Raw genomic sequence first — 17,781 nt, 5'->3', positions numbered from 1 at the left:
ACACACGGCTTACGCGACAACTACCTTGCAAAACGCCGCTCCAACTATATGATCACTCCCGGCGCGACCATCAATATAATCATCACCACCCATTCCGTTTAGCCGATCACTAAATACAGAATCACTACCATATATACTGTCATTCTTATCACCACCCTCAAATTCAAGGGTGTTATACAATGACGCATCATAAACAATTGACGTTCCATTCAGAAAAGACTGGTCGAGGCTTTTGCCAAGATCATCTTTATCGTCCTTGGAATCAATCCGAGCTTGATAATTACCCTTAACATAATAATCAACAGAGCTTATAGAACCATCTGTTTTATCAATATATGAAGCCTTTCCAAGCACCCCTTTATCAACCACATGCGCTCCACCAGAAACTGCAGGCGGTGCGATTACAGGCTGATCTTTCTCAGAAACCGAAATATTAAAATTATTGGCAAACCCTGAGCCGGTAAAAAACTTACGGATAGTAACTTGACCGCCTGCCTCACCCTTAATCAGAACATGCAGATCACCATTTTCGCTACGACGATACGCATTATCATAATCATCTGTAAATTCATAACTGGAACCGCCTATTGAATATATTTCCCCAACCGCCCGCCCAAACAAATGCAATGTATTGGATCCGGACTGATCTTCGATTATGTCGTAGCCACCATCTTTCTCATAATAATAGTGCTCATTGCCGGCACCACCTTTTAGCAGGTCGTCACCTTCACCACCGTAAAGGTGATCATTCTCAGCAACGCCGACCAGAGTGTCATTACCCTTGCCACCGTAGAGTTGATCGTTGCCGCTCCCACCTTCAAGGTAGTCGTTTCCGTCTTCGCCTTTAAGAACGTCGTTACCGGCACCGCCGTAGAGACGGTCGTTGCCTTTGTTGCCTTCGAGGACGTCCGCACTATCGCCTCCAAAGTAAACGCGGTGAACCAACGGATTAAAGCCACCTACCGGGTCAGGCATAACTAGTACATCAATGCCGCTGGCAATATCTTGGTAATCGAAGCCGTCCTTGGCGGCATAGTCGGTAACTTGTTGATTCTCGCTAATAGTCCACTTCGTGATCAGGCCAGCCAACATATTGGAGCGATCAGTAATCCACTCATCAGTAATTTTGCCAGTGCCTGTTTGCTCGTTGTAAAGACTGAGTCTCTGGCCCGCCGAAAACTCAACTGGTACTCTAATCACTGATAATGCGGCTAGCGCAGCACGCGCACTAATGTCAGTACGAGCAAGCTCTGCTAAAGCTGAAGGGTCTTCAGGTAGCAACTGCACACTGGCTGCTTGAAGTTGCGCAGTGCCATATGAAGCAAAAAAAGATTGAGCAATAAGCGTAAACATAACCTCTTCGGTTGACTCAACCACTTGGCCTTGTGTAGCGCCACGAATCATGTCTAATACACGGCTAAGGCCAACCTGTTCAATCAGGGTACCGAAAGGCTTAGCCTCTTCAGGCAAGATGTATGTGAGCGATTTAGATATTAACGCCCATAGCTCATAAGGATTGCCCTTCGCCTCCCAGAGCGTTTCGGCAAGGATTCCAATATCGGGAAGGGTTTGATCGATAAATGATTGAAACGAAGTAAAACTATCAAAGCCAGCAAATAGCGCTGCTTCCCAAGCTGTACGATAAGAGTCATATGCAAACAGAAGGTTTTTTAAGTCATCAAGGCGATCCACTTGCTGGCCATCTCCCGAACTCAGCAAGCGCCAAGTCTGATTAGAGTTAAGGCCGCTAAATAAGATTGATCCAGCCCAGCCTGCGTTGACGCCGCCACCAGCCAAAGGATCCCTAGCACTGTCGCCAAAAGGCAGTTCTGCAAAAAGAACTTCACCCACACCGGTAGCATCTCTTTCGGCTATCTCGTCAATAGTGGGAAACAACCAAGTTCCGTCTGGCTGGATTCGGTCGGTACTGAGAATGTCCTCCAGCGCCCTCTCAGCCACCTTGTTCGAGGCCAACTGCATCAACTCATCAGAATACTCGACACCGCGCAAGACCATCTGTTGCGCCGAATAGGCACGAATCATAGCGGAGTACGCACCTTGGCCAGCATTCGCCTGAGCCGCGCCATGTAACCAAGTTTGCACATCATCGCCACTTCCCCCAAGCACAGAGCCCAGCATGTCAGCGATAAACTGATAAATATGGCTGTAATCGCCTAATGGATTGGATGTGCTTTGATTTTTCGGCCCTTCTGCAAACAGCGCACTAATTTGACCATGCTGTTCTTGAGTGAGAAATATATTCATGTCTGAACTTCCCTATTCTTCTACTATTAATGAATCAACAAATTTAATCACTTCTGCATTGACTGCCTTCCAGTTAAGGAAAAACTCAGGTCCGAAGTAGTATTTAATCTGAGGGCCACGGGGGTGCTGGAAGTAGGTCATGCACCCCCCCGGATTTTCTGGGGTTTCGCCCGCGCACAAAAAGATAAAGCGGCCACCGAGCGGGGTTTTTATCTGGGGATCAAGCGGTTCATAGGTGATTTTCCCCCAACCACCACCCACACGCTCCTTAACATATTCTCGCAGCCCCAATTCATGGCGATCCCTGATGGATTTCCAGCGCCACTCTTTGAAGTAGTTTTCGATGCTCTTGTCGGATTCATAACCGCTATCAATTATTTCGATGCGAACGACATTAGCACCTTCGGCGCGTCTCGATGTGGGCAATGGTTCCCCCATGCTTAGGTCGACAAATACATTCGCCCGAACTGCCTTACCCTTAAAAATTTGTCGTACATCGCGCGTGTCGGTATAGGGCTCCGGCATATACCCGACAGGAAAGCGAAATAACACGCCACCTATTTTCAAATCACTAGACTGCTCCCAGTATGCCCCATGCAAAGCCCGGTAAGCATCGGTATTCGTAGCAGGAGCACTGTAATTAGCCTTGTATTTACACCAACCCAACACTGTTAATGAAAAGCCAACCAGCACAAGCCACTTAACAGACTTTAAATACCTTCCCCACCGCTTAATTGCTACATCTTGCATTAGCATACTCCTACCAATTAATTAACTATCAAAAAAGGGGGAGGGCGGTTGCAGGAGCTGAGTGCAACACGGTTAATGAATTGAAGTCGGAGCATCATGCCGCATTGTCATGGCTGCTTGCATCACCTCGCCCATAACTTCGATGGGGCACTTGAAGTCGAAGCGCTTACGCGGCCGCATGTTCAGTTGCAGAGCGATGGCATCCAACTCTGCCTGGCTGTGTACCGACAGGTCTGTGCCTTTGGGCAGGTACTGGCGGATCAGGCCATTGATGTTTTCGTTGCTACCTCGCTGCCAAGGGCTATGAGGGTCACAGAAGAAGATCGCTACACCCGTTTTCTGGGTGATCTCAGCGTGCCGCGCCATCTCCCGTCCTTGGTCGTAGGTCATGCTCTTGCGCATCGCAAACGGCATGCCATTGAGCGCTGCACTGAAGCCCTCCATCGCCGAGGTCGCCGTCGCGTCGTTCATCTTCACCAGCATCAAGTAACCACTGGTGCGCTCCACCAACGTGCCTACAGATGAGGCGTTGGCTTTACCCTTGATCAAGTCGCCTTCCCAATGCCCCGGCATAAGCCGGTCTTCGATTTCAGGGGGGCGCACGTGAATGCTGACCATTTCAGGGATCTGGCCGCGCCGATCCACGCCGCCAGAGCGCGGTCTGCGCGTCGTCTTGCTTTGGCGCAAGCAGATGATCAACTCCTTACGCAGCTCGCCGACCGGCAGGGCATAAATCGCGTTATAGATCGTCTCGCGACAGACGTAGGCCTCTCTGAGGCTGGGAATATTCATGCTGCGCAGCTTGCCGGCAATCTGCTCGGGAGACAAACGCTCACGCAGCATATGGGTCACCAACGCGAAGCGCTCGCTACCCGGCAACAGCTTTCGCATCGGTCGACACACCTGCCGGCGGGCTTGCATCTGCTGTTGTGCCACCCGGGCCGAGTAGCCGCCACAGGCACCTTGATTACGCCGCAACTCCCGGCTGATGGTCGAAGGGGATCGAGTGATCAAGCAGGCAATCTCGCGCAGGCTGAAGCCCTGGGCACGACCGATTTGAATGGTGGCGCGCTCTTCAACGCTGAGTTCGGTATAAGACATAGGGGCAGCACCGTACCGGAAAGGTCAGGTGTTGCACTCAGATTTTGCGGCCGCCCCCTCTATTTTATCGAAGGGACCAGTCATGTATCGATATAAACTTGATAACTTGTTCTGGCGCATCTTCTAAGGAAGCCCTGTAGTCCGTAACAAAACTAATCCCCGTCAATATTCTTCCACTTTTTTTTAGAAGAAAGTCATCATCCGCATCATTAAACAAAACATCAAACTCCCTTTCTAAGCTCCGAAGATCATCCCCCACGCTGACACTATTAAATTTCCCGCGATACCCTTCACCTACGGCAATTCTATAAAGCCTTCCGGTATTTTCGAAGTACAGCGAGACCGCCTCATTCATAAATCGATATGACAATAAAAGCTCATTACCAAAACCGATCCTTCTCTTAATTCCGACCCAAGAGTTATTCTTAAGGAGAATGTCACGAACAGGTACTTCCGGACCGTACCACTCAACCTTACCAACTTTTTCGCTAACATTGGAAAGCGATTCACCTAAAGAGAATCCTGCTGCTGACATACCTGGAACAAGGTCAGAGTACAAATCAGGGAATAAATTTCTCATAGATCACTTCCAGCCCTTCCACTCACCGCTCTCATATTTCAGACGATTTCCTTGGGTATCATAGTATTGTTGATAACGCGTAATAGTGCCCGGACTAAAATCAGGCGACGGATCAATTACCCGTATTTCTATATTTTTATTGCCAATCTTCTCAGTACTAACAAGCTTATAGTACGGACTATCACCGTGGGTTCCACCGCCCGGATGGAACTCTACCTCTTTTATTGTCGGGTGTCCTTCAACGTTAAAGACCTGTGCTTTACCTGAAGTACCAGCCAATGGTGCTTTCGGCGTAAGACTCGCACCATCAAGCGTTAGCGACTGCTTGATGTCATCAATCGATTTACCCCACATGCTCGACGGCGATTCAGCAATATTTCGAGGAATCCCTGCTTGCGCGGCCAGATCGTCTCTCAGCCCAACACGCGCAATTGCAGAAGTAGCCGGCACTTCAGCTGCACCAGTCGCTTTTGCACCCTCAGCCGCCACTTTGGCGGTGGTGCCGTCTGGGGCCCGCAGAACCGGCACCTTCGCGCCGGGCACAGCGATGGTAGCGATGCCGAGTACGCCGAACAATATATTGCCCGCCGCGTTCCAGTAGTCACCCTCTAAACCTTGCTCGACACCCTTGCTCGCCTGCGCCGTGCCATTAGCCGCCGCCAAGACGCGGATCGTATTACCAAGCCCACCGCCAAGCAGGTAAATCGCCTCATTGCCGGGCTTGGCCATAGCCTCTTGTGCGCTGCCTATTCTGGCTACGCGCAATGCCTCACGATACAGCTGCTCGTTTTGACTTGGCTCACGAAACCAGTCCGCACCGTAGGCATTTCGCGCTTGGCTACTGCCTGCGTACTCATAGTCGTAACTGAGTGGCTGGGTGGAGTACAGCAGTTGCATCAGGGCAACCTGAGCTTGTGCCTCGCCATAAACCCGAACCTGCTCGCTCAGGTAGATTTGTAGATAGCCCGTCAGTGTCCGGAACTCTTCAGGACTCATTTTTTCAGGGCTTGCGACGTATTTCTTCAACAACTCATCGCTGCGCTGATCGGCGCGCTCAAGCATGACCAGTTGCCTAGCCGTTTCTACGGTGTACTGATTCTGCAATTGTGCTTCGCGGGCCTTGTCTCGCTGAGCTTGGGATTGCGCACCGAGAAAATTATTCTCTACCGCATTCCTCCCCCCCTGAGCCCCCGCTACCGCATTGGCCGCATCGCCGCCCACCGCTGCACCGGCTAAACCCGAGGCCAGGGTCGAAAGTGCCGAAACCGTCTGCTTCTGCTCTTCTGTCAGGTCTTGCGGTTTGGTGTCGCCATACAGTTGCTTGATGATTAACCCGGCCATGACTTCGCCGGTCACCGCACCCGCTGCACCTGCTCCTGCCGAGTTACCCTGGGCCTGTGCCACCACAGCCCCCAGCACGGCATGCGCCATGACTCGGGCGGCTTCGTTATCACCCAGTGTCTGTTTGATGGTTTGCGCGACATAGGGCGCGGCCGCCCCGGCAATCGCGCCGTTGATATTGCCGCCTGCCAAACCTTGCAGCGCAGCGGTGACAGCTTGCGCCACGCGCTGGTAGTCGCCGCCGGTACCGTAGGGGGCCATGGCGTCTTTGTAGGCTGTGCTGCTCACCAGCGCTGTTTGATACGCCTCGCGCTCTTTGTCGGTGGCACCCGCGCCCGGCTCATGGATGCCCTTTCGTTCCAGTTCGGCCTTGCCTTCGCGGTTGGCGTTGATCTGGCCATGCGTACGCACCACATCCATGACCTGACTGCCGATTTCGGCAATGGCTTGCACTTCACGCAGGCGGCGTTGCTCTTTCTCTTTGTCAAAAATCGGGCTGAGCGCTTCGTGGGCGCTTTCAACGTCGCGATTGAGGCTGGCGACATCCTGCTGCTGGTTCTGTGTGTCGCGGATTTCGATTTGGCCTTCGGAGACCGCCGCGCGGGTGGCGCTGCTGTCGTCCCCGCCACGGCTCAGGCCACTGAGCAGGCCGCCAGCCATATTGCCGAGAAACTGCTGGCCGACGCCGCCGTTGCTGCTGACCCCAACGCTCTGTTGCTGGCTGCTGAACTCGGCTTTGTTGCGAATATCACTCCAGCCGAGGGTACCGGTGCTTAAGCGGTTTTTCTCCGCCTCGGCGGTGCTGCCGATCACCGCGCCATCGAGCTGGGTGTGTTTGCCTACATCGACTTGATAGCCACCTTGTCCGGCAAACAGGCCAGTTTGTTCTTGCACACTGTCATAGCGTGATTTCAGTTTGTTTTGGCTGGCGCTGACATACCCGCTGCCGGTCATGGTGCCGAAGGTAAAACTGCCACCGGCACTGAGGCTTTGTTGTTTGGCGTCAAAACGGTCGCTGTCTTGCAGGCTTTGCAGCGTCAGGTCGCCGCCCACATCGGCAACGATGCGCTCGCCACTGACCTGTGCGCCTTGCAGGGCGGTATCCCGGCCGCTCACTAGGCTGACCTGCCGACCGGCATCGGCAGTCGCTTCTGTCCAGGTGGTGCCGTTACCTTTTTCTTTGCCGGTGCTGGTGTTGGCATTGGCGAAAATGCTCAACCCCGCGCCGCCGTCGCTCACGCCGAGACTGATCCCCACGTTGCCGCCACCGCTCTTGTTAGAACCGGTGACTTTCTGCGTGTTGGCCGCCGCTTCCAGCTTGAGGTCTTGTGCGGCTTTCAGTCTAAGGTCGCGACCGGCCTGCAAAGCGCTGCCGGTGATGTGCAGATCACCGCCCACACCTTGGTTGCCCGTCGCTTCAATGCTCAGATCGCGGCCGGCATTGAGGTCACTGCCTTGGCTGACCTGTTGTTCTTGGTTATTTTTCGAGCTGGATTTCTGCGTGCCCAGTGACAGGCTGATACCGAAGAATTGGCCGGCATTTTCTGCCGTCATGCCGCCGCCCATTTCCGCCGCCTGCATGGCTTGATAGCCGCTCAAGCCTGCTTTGACCCCTTGCAGCGCCGCCATGCGGCTGTCACCGCCCTGCTCTGATTCGCGCGCCGCTTGGGCGCTCTCGTAGCTGGTATTGAGCGCTGAGTCCACGCTACCCGAGAGGGCCAAGGTCAAACCGCTCTTCTTACTTTCCTGACGCTGCTCGCTGCGATTTTGGTTTTGCGCCGCGCTGATGATGACTTCCTGGCCTTTCAGTGCGATATCGCGCCCGGCTACGACATCCGAACTCACCACACTCAGCTGCTTGCCAGCCTGAATGTCCACATCGCCCTGGACGCTGCCAAGGGTGCTGGCACGGGTGGTTTCGCTTGTGCTCTTTTGGCTGCCTTTGAGGCTGGATGAACCCAAGGTGACGCCTATACCACCGCTGCTCATCAAGCCGGATTTCTTTTTCGCCTCAAAGCTTTCGCGGTACGTACTCTCGGTCACGCCACGAATGTCGACATCATTACCCGCCAGCAGAGAGGTGGCGTCGGTGGACACCACATCGCTGCCGTGCACACGGATATCCCGCTTGGCCTCGAGGTCTACCGTGTCCGCACTGATCAGGCTGCCCTGCGCTTCGCTCGAAATCGTCTTTTGAGACTTGGTCTTGCTGGAGCTGGAAAGCATTCCCTTTTTGGTTTTATGGCTATAAGACGACTGCGAGGACGTATTTTCAGCGGCGAGCAGGCTGAGATCTTTGCCGGCATACAGATAGGCCTCGCCTTCGGCCCGCAACTCACTGGCGACCAACGTCATATCATTGCCAGCAACCGCCAGCAGATCGGTACCCGCATCGACGTCTACGCCCTGCTGACGAACACTCTGCGCTTCTTTGATTTGATGCTTGCTGCTGCTCTTGCCGAAGCTTCCTTTCTTCTTCTGGAATTTCTCGTAGTAGCTGTAATCCTCATCGGCTTCAGCCAGCATACGCAGATCGTTCTTCGCCTCCAGACTGACGCTTTCTTCGGCCTTAAGCTTGCTAGCGCTGAGCACGAGGTCATTGCCAGAGTCAATACTGAGATCACCACCCGCCTCAATCACTGAGGCTTGCTGGCGCACAGAAGCATTTTCCTGGTTGATACGCTTCTTACTGCTCTTGTAGCGATACTCACTGCTGCTTTCGTTGGCGGCTGCGCCCACCAACACATTCCTGTCAGCTGTAAGCGCTACATCACCAGTTGCTTTGACCTTACTGGCAATCACCGTCAGGTCCTGATCAGCCTCAGCCTTGAGGTCACCACCGACCTGCACGTCACTGCCGTACTGGGTGGTGCTGGATTGGCTCCATAAATGGCGTTTGTCCTTGCGCATCTGGCCGTTTTCGGCCTGAGCGGAGGCGATGATCAGGTCCTGCCCGGCACTCAGGCTGGCGTCGCCGCCGGCCTTGAGGCTGCCACCGATATTCTGAATATCGCGTCCTGCGGAGAGGGTCAGGTCGTTGCTGGCTTCGATGCCTGCTGCCTTGTCGACCACACTGGTGAGCTGGCTGAAGTTACGCCCGCTGCGTGCTTCCTGGGTGATGGTTCGCTCGTTGCGGATATCACCGGTCAAGGCAATGGCTGTGACGTCTTTGCCGGCGATGATGCCGCCTTGGGCGTTGCGGATGCTGTCGGTGGCGAGCAGGCTCAGGCGCTCGCCCGCTTGCATCAAGCCGCTATTACCAATGCTGTTGGCCGTCGCGCTGAGATTGTTACTGGCGCGCAGGGTGCCGCTGTTGTTCAGGTTACTGCCGCTGATCAGCGCAACATCCTGCCCTTGAATCAAGGCACCACCCGGAGCCAAACGGTCATTGGCCTGAGCCAGGTAGAGCACTGGCACCAGAACCCTCTGACCATTCACGACCTGCTCCTGCATCCAGACGATGTCGTGGGTCAGGGCAGCAACTTGCTCGGCAGTCAGGGCAATACCGGGGGCCAGATTCAGCGCTTGTTTGCTGGCGATAGCGTTGTTCATCAGGTACTTGAACTGCGCTTCGTCAGAGTTCAAACCCGCCAGGAAGCGCTTGCCGGTACGCGCAGCAATGGCCTGCTGGATAAGGCGCTGTTCATACAGGCCATCACCCAGACGGCGTTGGGTTTGATCCGGGTTGTAACCAACGGCGTTGAGCAGGTAGCCGGAGTTAAGGAACGTTTTCAGGTTGGCAAAAGCGGGATTGGTTTCGATCAGGTAGGGGTAACCCGGGTCGTTGTTGAGCTGGAACAGACCATTCTGCCCTTGCGGCAATGTAAAACCAGGCAGTGCCAGCGGGTCGACCACGAGTTGCTGACTGTCTGCCGGTAACTGCGCATTAAGTTGTACGATCAGGGGTTGGCTGCTGCCGGTGACTTGGGTGTCGAGGCCCGGTGCAGTGCCAGCCTGAGCGGCCTGGTTATTCAGCACCGAGGAGTTGGTCAGGCTTTGCGTGGCTTGAATACTGACATTGCCGCCAGCCTGGATGATGGCTGGAGCACCAGAGCCATTTGGCGTCTGGGTCTCAATATCGCTGGTCAGTGTCCAGGCATAGAGCGCGCTGGGTACTTCCTTGGGTAAAGCTGCGGCGTTGTAGGGGTTGATGTGGTTGTCGCGGAAGCGTTCATCCGTACCATCGGTGACACGCCCGGTATTGAAGCGCCGAATACGCTCGATAATGCCACTGGCCGCGCCCATGTTTTCCAGGGTGATGCCGGTGATGTTGATATTGCCGCTGGCACTCAGGCTGCTGTAACGATTGGCAATGGCGTCGCCCTGAATAGTCAGGTTGCCACCACTGTGGATTCGCGCGGCGGCGGAGTCTTCCTCAACCGTGACGTTGAAACGCTCAGTGGCGACGTAATCGACGTTATGGTGATCTCCGCTGCAGTCGTAGCACACCACGCTGATGCTGCCAGCCGTCAGCTGCTTGCCTGATGTAAACACTTCCTTGCGGTTGGTCAGGGTGGTCGCCCGTAAGCTCATGTCGCCACTGGACTCGATGCTGCCAGAGCGGTTTTCCAGCAGGGTCGACTTATTGCCAGCACCATCCTTGGCAATGGTCAGCGCACCCAGGCTGTAGATATCGGCATACAGGTTGCTGATGCGATCAGCCAACAACTGCATATCGCCACCGCTAAACAGCAGGCCGCCCTGATTGATCAACTGCGCTGCTTCGATGTGCAATGCCGCAGCACTGCCCAGGGTGCCTTGGTTGTTGAGGCTGGCCGCCTTGACGCTCAGGTCATTGGCAGAGGTGATCTTGCCGGCATTGCTAAGGCCGGTACTGATATCAATTCGGGCACTCTCCGCACTGCGCAATTCGGCAGCGCTGCCCAGGTCGGCACGGTTGGCAGTCAGGCTCAAATCGCCTTGGGCCAGCAGCTTGCCATTGCCGGTGTAGGCATCGCTCAGGGTCAGGTGCAGTGCGCCATCGGTTTCGATACGGCCGTGGTTTTCCCAGCGCTCACCGCTGGTGGTGATGCCATCAACGGCAAGCAGGGCGCCGGTAGCGCTTTGGGTGAGACGGTTGATAGCGATGTTGAGCGTCTTGGCTTGCAGCGAGCTGATATTGCTCCACTCATCCAGGCTGAGATCGACCGCACCGTTGGTGATAAAGCGACCGCCTGCCTGACCAAGCGCCGTCAGGTCGATAGCAAAACCCTGATCACCCACGTGACGCACCGTACCGCCGAGGTTGCTCAGGCCCACGCTGCTCAGGGCAAATGCACCACTGCCAATCTCAACCAAACCGGCGTCGTTGTTGAACTGCCCGCCCAGCACAAACCGGCTCTCGCCCTCACCACCCAGGGCGCGCAGTTTGCCGCCGTTGTTGCTCAGGGTATTGGCAGCCAGTTGCAGATCACTGGCGGATTCAATCAAGCCGTTCTGGTTATTCAGGTTCGCGCTGAGATGTAGGTCAAGAGCTTCACCGGCCAGGGTGCCGCCCTGGTTATCTAGGTTGGCCGCCGTGACCTTGATGGTTTGCTGGGCCAGAACTTCACCGTCCTGGTTGTTCAACTGGTGACCGCTCAGCTCGAGGTCTTTCTGCGCAACGATACGCCCGCCCTGGTTTTCCAGTGTCTGCGCGTTGAGCGTTGCGTCACTGGCGCTGAGCAGCTTACCGGCGCGGTTATCCAACGTTTGCACATCCGTGTTCAGGCTGCCGTGGGAGGTAATGGTGCCGGGGTTTGTCACCGTGCTGGTTTGCAGGCTCAGGGTGGCCGTGTTGTTCAGGCTACCGTCGGCACGCACGCCAGCCTCGACCACGCCCTGATTGCGCAGCTCGCCGCCTTTAACGGTGAGCTGCTGGGCGGCTGCCAGGCTTTCCTTGACCAGCGTCTGCCCACTGGCGTCTACAACGGCATTGCGCCCGGCGAAGGTGTCGGCATTCAGTTCGATGCTCTCAGCCTTGAGCTGTAGATCGCGGCTGGCAGCGCTACGGGCCATGCTCAGTTGGCCATTGGCGTCGATTTGGATATCACCGGCACTGGCGGCCATGTCGCCGGCCAATTTTACGCCCACACCTTGTTCGGTGCCGACCAAACGGATTGCCCCGGCATACATGCCGCCCAACGCCGAGCTGTCGATGGCCAGTTGCGGTTTGGCGCTGCCATCATCGGCTTTGGCGGTGGCATTGAGGCTGGCGGCGTCAACTTCGTTACGCCCGGTAATCACATTCAGCTGGTTGGCATGCAATTCGGCGTTGATCTGCGCACTGCGGGTAATCAGGTCGAACTGGCTGACATTGCGCGCATTGAGGCCATCGCCTTCGATGCTGATCTGCCCGCCGTTGACATCGAAACGATCAAGCTTACCGTTCTCGACAATCGGTTTGCCGGTGCTGAGGGTGACGCGCGGGGTATTGATGAAGCCGCAACCATCGCAGCTGATGCCATGCGGGTTGGCGACGATGACCGCGGCGGACTTGCCTGCCACTTCGGTGTAGCCCTTGAGCTGACTGGGGCTGCCGCCGTTGACCTCATTGAGGATGATATTCGCCGCCCCGCCCGTGAGGTTTGGGTTACCCATCACATAGCCGCCCAACTGCGTCTGCACCAGCGCCTGGGCGCTGTTGTTGAGAATCAGGCCCTGCTGGCTGACGTTGAAGTCAGTGAACTTGTTGTGCGACAGACCACTGCCATTGGGGGTGGCGATATTGACCATGGGCACGCCATTGGCGGCCTGGGTTAGCGCAGCGTTATTGCCGGCCTGGGCATCCAGCGCCAGTTCGGCCGCGGTAGTGACGATCGGATTCAGGAAGAGTACGCCGATCAAGACACAGGCAATATTTTGGAAAAAGGGCGCGCGAACGTCCATGTAATAACTCCAACCCGTAGGGCTTTAAATTCGAAAATCAGCAAAAAATCAGAAGAACAGGTCGACCCGGAAGTACACCGGATGCTCCTGGCGCTCGATGGCGTCCGGGCGTTCCAGTGAACGGGCGAAGGTCACCGATGCGGCCAGGTGCTGGCCGCGAGCACTCAGCTCGATGGCGTTGCCGGAGAGGCGACCATGCTGGTCGGGGTTGTAACGCCCGCCGCTGATCACGCCCATGTCGTAAGCGAAAGCCACGCCGTACTCACTGACAAAGGGCTGCAGCGGTTGCCAGCTCACCGCCTTACGCCAGCGCACTTGGTTGCGCCAGTAGGCGCCGCTGTCGCCGGACAGCGATTGCTCCTTGAAGCCGCGAACCGAACTCAAGCCGCCGACGCTGATGCGTTGCGGGCTAAAGAGCACATCGTCGCTGCGCTGGCCGTTGGCCAGGCTGTCGAAGCTGAACGACTCGCCCCACAGCTGAAAGGGCTGCAGGTAGCTCAGGGTCAGGCTGTATTTGTTGTAGCGCGCGACCGGCTGGCCGCCTTGCGGGTTACCGCTGCGCTGCGCATCAAATGCGCCGGTACCGTGTTGCCAGCCGAGATCGGCGTTTACAAAAGCACTGCCAATACGCCGACCATGGTTAACGCCCAACTGCGCTTCGGACAGGCGCTGGCTGGAGACATCAATCAGGTTGCCGAGGATAAAGTTGTTGCTGCGCAGGTGGCTGACGCCAATGCTGGCGGCCGTTTTACTCAAGCTGTCGCGGTGCAGCACACGTTCGCCACGCAGGGCGTGGGTGTTGCTGTCGCCATCTTGGTCGAAGGCAAAACCGTTGGCTTGGCTCTCGGTGCGGTAGTAACTCTGGCTGTAGCTGTAATTGAAGGTCCACCAGCCATACGGCAGGCTGTAGTTGAGGCTTTGGTTGTGCGAGTGGCGGTAGCTGTCACTGACGGTATCGCCGCCGGCACGCAGGCTCAGTTGATCGGCCAGGCCCAGCGGGCTGTCCCAATCCAGCCCCAAGCCCCACTGTTGCTCACCGGTACTCAGCTGGCCATCGTTGTGCCGTGCCAGGCTGACCCGCCACGGCTTGCTGCGCTGCCCTTGCAGCTGCACGCGACTACCACCAACTTGCTCACCTGGCACCAGCTCCAATTGCGCCTGACGCGATGGTAGGCGATTGAGCTGCTCGACTAACTGCTCCAGCTCGCGCAGGTTCAGCACACGCTCGCGCGTACCGGGAAAACTCATGGCCAACTCGCGGATCGAGGCCAACTCCGAGCTATTCAACCCCTCCAGCTGGCCCTCGACCACGGTGACCTGCAGCGTGCCGCTGGCGAGATCCTGCTGTGGCAGATAGGCGCGCGTGGTGACATAGCCACGACCGAGGTAGTGGTTTGTGAGGTCTTTGAGCAGCTGATTAAGCTGGCCAATGCCAAGACACTCGCCACTGTAGGGTTTGAGCAAGGAGGCCTGATCCGCCGGGCTCAGCAGCGTGGCACCAACTAGGTTGATTTTCGCGATGACAAAACAACGCTGATCCTCCGCAACCGGCTGAGCGGGCAATGGCTCGGCTTTTTCAGGCAGCTGCTGCAGATCATCCAGACGGCGCTGCTGATCTTGCAGCAGACGTTCTTGACGTTCGCGGATAAGGTCACGTTCACCTGGCGTTTGCGCCAGTGCTACAACAGGAACAAGCAAACACATCAGGCAGACGGCCACAAAATGGCCGGAAGCCATTTTTAACGTCGCGCAGCGATGGGCCGCAGGGTGGCTGCCGAGGATGGCAGGCCATAAAGGTCTACTACAAAGCGCCATGCTTTCAGTCCTTTGAATAGCGAATATACAGAAGCAAAAATGCGGCGCGCACTAAAGCACAAGGCTTCTAGCTATCATTCAGACCATGCGTGAACTTGCGCACATACCGGCCATTCAACCTTAATCACAAAGTCCAGATGCGTTGAAAACTGACCGGGGGGTTGGTGGGCACCTGATGTGACAGGTTGGAATCAACTGATTATTAACGAGCGCTGTACGCGCCGCTCAAACGCCTAAGCAGCCCCTACAGCGCTAACTGCCGCGTAAACAGCGCATACCAATAAATGCGGCGAATAGTCCCCACCGGTCCATCTGCTGCCCTTTATGGCCGTAAACCGCTACAATCGCGCCCCTTTCGCGCCCGTGCGCCCGCTCAACTGGACCAAGATTCGTGATCTCCACCGCTAATATCACCATGCAATTTGGGGCTAAGCCCTTGTTCGAGAACGTTTCCGTGAAGTTTGGCGGCGGCAATCGCTATGGCCTGATCGGGGCGAACGGCTGCGGCAAGTCGACCTTTATGAAAATCCTTGGCGGCGACCTGGAATCAAGCGGTGGCCAAGTGATGCTGGAGCCGAACGTGCGCCTCGGTAAGCTGCGTCAGGACCAGTTTGCTTACGAAGAATTCAGCGTGATCGACACCGTGATCATGGGTCACGAAGAGCTGTGGAAGGTTAAAGCTGAACGTGACCGCATCTACTCGCTGGCAGAAATGAGCGAGGAAGATGGCATGAAGGTCGGTGAACTCGAAGGTGAGTTCGCGGAGATGGATGGCTACACCGCCGAATCGCGCGCGGGTGAATTGTTGCTGGGCTTGGGTATCGGCATCGAACAGCATTTCGGCCCGATGAGCGAAGTGTCGCCGGGTTGGAAACTGCGCGTATTGCTGGCCCAGGCGCTGTTCTCTGACCCAGAAGTGCTGTTGTTGGATGAGCCGACCAACCACTTGGATATCAACACCATCCGTTGGCTGGAAAATATTCTGACCCAGCGCAACAGCACCATGATCATTATTTCTCACGACCGTCACTTCCTTAATAGCGTATGCACGCACATGGCTGACCTGGACTACGGCGAGCTGCGCCTGTTCCCGGGTAACTATGACGAATACATGACCGCTGCAACCCAGTCGCGCGAGCAATTGCTGTCGGATAACGCCAAGAAGAAGGCGCAGATCAACGAGCTGCAAAGCTTTGTCAGCCGCTTCTCGGCCAACGCTTCGAAATCTAAACAGGCCTCCTCACGCGCCAAGCAAATCGACAAGATTCAGCTGGCCGAGGTCAAGCCCTCGAGCCGTATCAGCCCCTTTATTCGTTTCGAACAGAATAAGAAGCTGCACCGCCAGGCTGTGATGATCGACAAGATGGCCAAGGGTTTCGACGGCAAGGCTTTGTTCAAGAACTTCAGCTTTCAGGTTGAAGCAGGCGAGCGCGTGGCGATTATCGGCCCGAACGGTATCGGTAAAACCACCCTGCTGCGCACTCTGGTCGGTGAGCTGACTCCGGATGCTGGTAGCGTTAAATGGACCGACAGCGCCGAGCTGGGCTACTACGCCCAAGACCACGCCGACGATTTTGCAGACGATATCAGCCTGTTCGACTGGATAGGCCAGTGGACCACCGGCGAGCAGGTGATCCGCGGTACCCTCGGCCGTATGCTGTTCAGCAACGATGACATCCTCAAGTCGGTAAAAGTTATCTCCGGTGGTGAGCAAGGCCGCATGCTGTTCGGCAAGCTGATTTTGCAAAAGCCCAACGTGCTGATCATGGACGAGCCGACCAACCACTTGGACATGGAGTCCATCGAGGCGCTGAACCTGGCGCTGGAAAACTACCCGGGCACGCTGATTTTCGTCAGTCATGACCGGGAGTTTGTTGGCTCCCTGGCCACACGCATTATCGAGCTGTCGGCCAACGGCATTAATGACTTCAGCGGCACCTATGACGATTACCTACGCAGCCAAGGCGTGATCGTTTAATAACGCTGAAAGAAAAAACGCCCCGTTCGCAGAGTCTGTGAACGGGGCGTTTTTGTAGATGGTTGCCACTGACTCAGGCGTAGTGGCGCTGTAAAAAGTCGATTAACAGTTGGTTAACCTGTGCGGCTTGCTCGTTCTGAATCCAGTGCCCGCAGTCTTTGAGCACATGATGTTCCAGCTGCGCGATGCATTTGGGCATCTGTTTTAGGGTGTAAGCCTCCAGTGTTCCAACCGGATCTTGGTCGCCGAGCAAGAACAGCGCGGGTTGCTCGATCTGTCGGCCGGCCAACGCCTCGGTACGCTGCCAATTGCGCTCGAAGTTGCGGTACCAATTCAACGCGCCGTAAAAGCCACGACCGGCGAAGGTGTTCAGGTAATACTCGAAGGCGGCATTGTCACACCAGGCCGGCAACGTAGCTGGGTCGTGCATGCCATCGAACAGTCCGGCGCCGACCGGTTTCTCCTGCAGAAAGTGATCCCTGGGTACAGCCGCTGAGGTGTTGTGCATCATCATGCGCAGGGTGCGCGGTATGTCAGCATCCATCTCGGCCTCGGCCACACCCGGCGTCTGAAAGTGCAGGATGTAGTGAAAACGCTCGGCATACAGCTGACGCATGATGTCGATAGCTGGCTGCTTAGGCCGGCCGCCAAATGGCACGGCCATGCCCACCACGGCCTTGACCCGCAACGGTTCAAGCAATGCCAGGTGCCAGGCAATCGGGGCGCCCCAATCGTGGCCCACTACACACACCTGATGTTGACCGAGCTGCTCCATCGCAGCCTGAATATCAGCGCAGATCGTTATCACGTCATAGGCGGCGGGATCACCCGGTGCGCTGCTCTGGCCATAGCCACGCATTTCCGGGATCAGCACGCGGTAGCCGGCTGCCGCCAACGGTGCAATCTGCTGACGCCAAGAATGCCAACACTCAGGGAACCCGTGCAGCAACCAGACTGGCCGCCCTGCTAATGGCCCCGCGCTGTAAAGGCTTAGGTCGATACCGTTGACCTGGAGTATGTGATGCTCAAGCTGATCCATATGCGCCTCCCTTAGTGCTGCCACTCTGACAAAGATGCACCTTGA

Annotated in this window: 8 protein-coding genes; 1 reads left to right on the top strand and 7 read right to left on the bottom strand. The window is 56.1% G+C overall.

Features of this window, described 5'->3' with window-relative positions:
- Positions 1 to 9 precede the first annotated feature (9 nt).
- The 6 genes from WF513_RS08050 to WF513_RS08025 all read right to left on the bottom strand — a co-directional run bounded on the left by WF513_RS08050 (position 10) and on the right by WF513_RS08025 (position 14,608).
- Positions 10 to 2,265 carry a calcium-binding protein gene (locus WF513_RS08050; RefSeq protein WP_339083096.1) on the bottom strand — a complete coding sequence of 752 codons (2,256 nt, stop codon included), beginning with the start codon at positions 2,263 to 2,265 and terminating at the stop codon, positions 10 to 12.
- Between the two features lie 12 nt (positions 2,266 to 2,277).
- On the bottom strand, positions 2,278 to 3,015 hold the full coding sequence (locus tag WF513_RS08045) for a hypothetical protein (RefSeq protein WP_339083094.1): 738 nt from the start codon (positions 3,013 to 3,015) through the stop codon (positions 2,278 to 2,280).
- 72 nt (positions 3,016 to 3,087) lie between these two features.
- Positions 3,088 to 4,116 (bottom strand): IS30 family transposase, encoded by a 1,029-nt coding sequence (locus tag WF513_RS08040; protein ID WP_339080618.1) that lies wholly within the window; start codon positions 4,114 to 4,116, stop codon positions 3,088 to 3,090.
- Positions 4,117 to 4,180: 64 nt separating this feature from the next.
- Complete coding sequence (locus tag WF513_RS08035) at positions 4,181 to 4,696, bottom strand: hypothetical protein (RefSeq protein WP_339083092.1); 516 nt, start codon at positions 4,694 to 4,696, stop codon at positions 4,181 to 4,183.
- Positions 4,697 to 4,699: 3 nt separating this feature from the next.
- Complete coding sequence (locus tag WF513_RS08030; RefSeq protein ID WP_339083090.1) at positions 4,700 to 12,904, bottom strand: hemagglutinin repeat-containing protein; 8,205 nt, start codon at positions 12,902 to 12,904, stop codon at positions 4,700 to 4,702.
- A gap of 48 nt (positions 12,905 to 12,952) precedes the next feature.
- A complete protein-coding gene (locus tag WF513_RS08025) occupies positions 12,953 to 14,608 on the bottom strand; it encodes a ShlB/FhaC/HecB family hemolysin secretion/activation protein (RefSeq protein WP_339083484.1) in 1,656 nt (551 codons plus the stop codon).
- 502 nt (positions 14,609 to 15,110) lie between these two features.
- On the opposite strand from WF513_RS08025, the gene WF513_RS08020 reads away from it, so the two are divergent.
- Complete coding sequence (locus tag WF513_RS08020) at positions 15,111 to 16,697, top strand: ABC-F family ATPase (protein WP_339083088.1); 1,587 nt, start codon at positions 15,111 to 15,113, stop codon at positions 16,695 to 16,697.
- A 73-nt stretch (positions 16,698 to 16,770) separates the two neighbouring features.
- Here the strand turns inward: WF513_RS08020 and WF513_RS08015 are convergent, their stop codons facing one another.
- Positions 16,771 to 17,736, bottom strand: coding sequence for an alpha/beta hydrolase (locus tag WF513_RS08015; protein ID WP_339083086.1), 966 nt, complete (start codon positions 17,734 to 17,736; stop codon positions 16,771 to 16,773).
- Positions 17,737 to 17,781: the final 45 nt, after the last annotated feature.

The sequence above is a fragment of the Pseudomonas sp. TMP9 genome, from assembly GCF_037943105.1.
Classification (GTDB): Bacteria; Pseudomonadota; Gammaproteobacteria; order Pseudomonadales; family Pseudomonadaceae; genus Aquipseudomonas.
This window is presented reverse-complemented; position numbering and strand designations above follow the sequence as displayed.

Bases quoted from the DNA above. Each gene is read 5' to 3' on its own strand.
- WF513_RS08045 (WP_339083094.1), bottom strand. From the start codon at position 3,015: ATGCAAGATGTAGCAATTAAGCGGTGGGGAAGGTATTTAAAGTCTGTT.
- WF513_RS08040 (WP_339080618.1), bottom strand. From the start codon at position 4,116: ATGTCTTATACCGAACTCAGCGTTGAAGAGCGCGCCACCATTCAAATC.
- WF513_RS08035 (WP_339083092.1), bottom strand. From the start codon at position 4,696: ATGAGAAATTTATTCCCTGATTTGTACTCTGACCTTGTTCCAGGTATG.
- WF513_RS08030 (WP_339083090.1), bottom strand. From the start codon at position 12,904: ATGGACGTTCGCGCGCCCTTTTTCCAAAATATTGCCTGTGTCTTGATC.
- WF513_RS08015 (WP_339083086.1), bottom strand. From the start codon at position 17,736: ATGGATCAGCTTGAGCATCACATACTCCAGGTCAACGGTATCGACCTA.
- WF513_RS08025 (WP_339083484.1), bottom strand. From the start codon at position 14,608: ATGTGTTTGCTTGTTCCTGTTGTAGCACTGGCGCAAACGCCAGGTGAA.
- WF513_RS08050 (WP_339083096.1), bottom strand. From the start codon at position 2,265: ATGAATATATTTCTCACTCAAGAACAGCATGGTCAAATTAGTGCGCTG.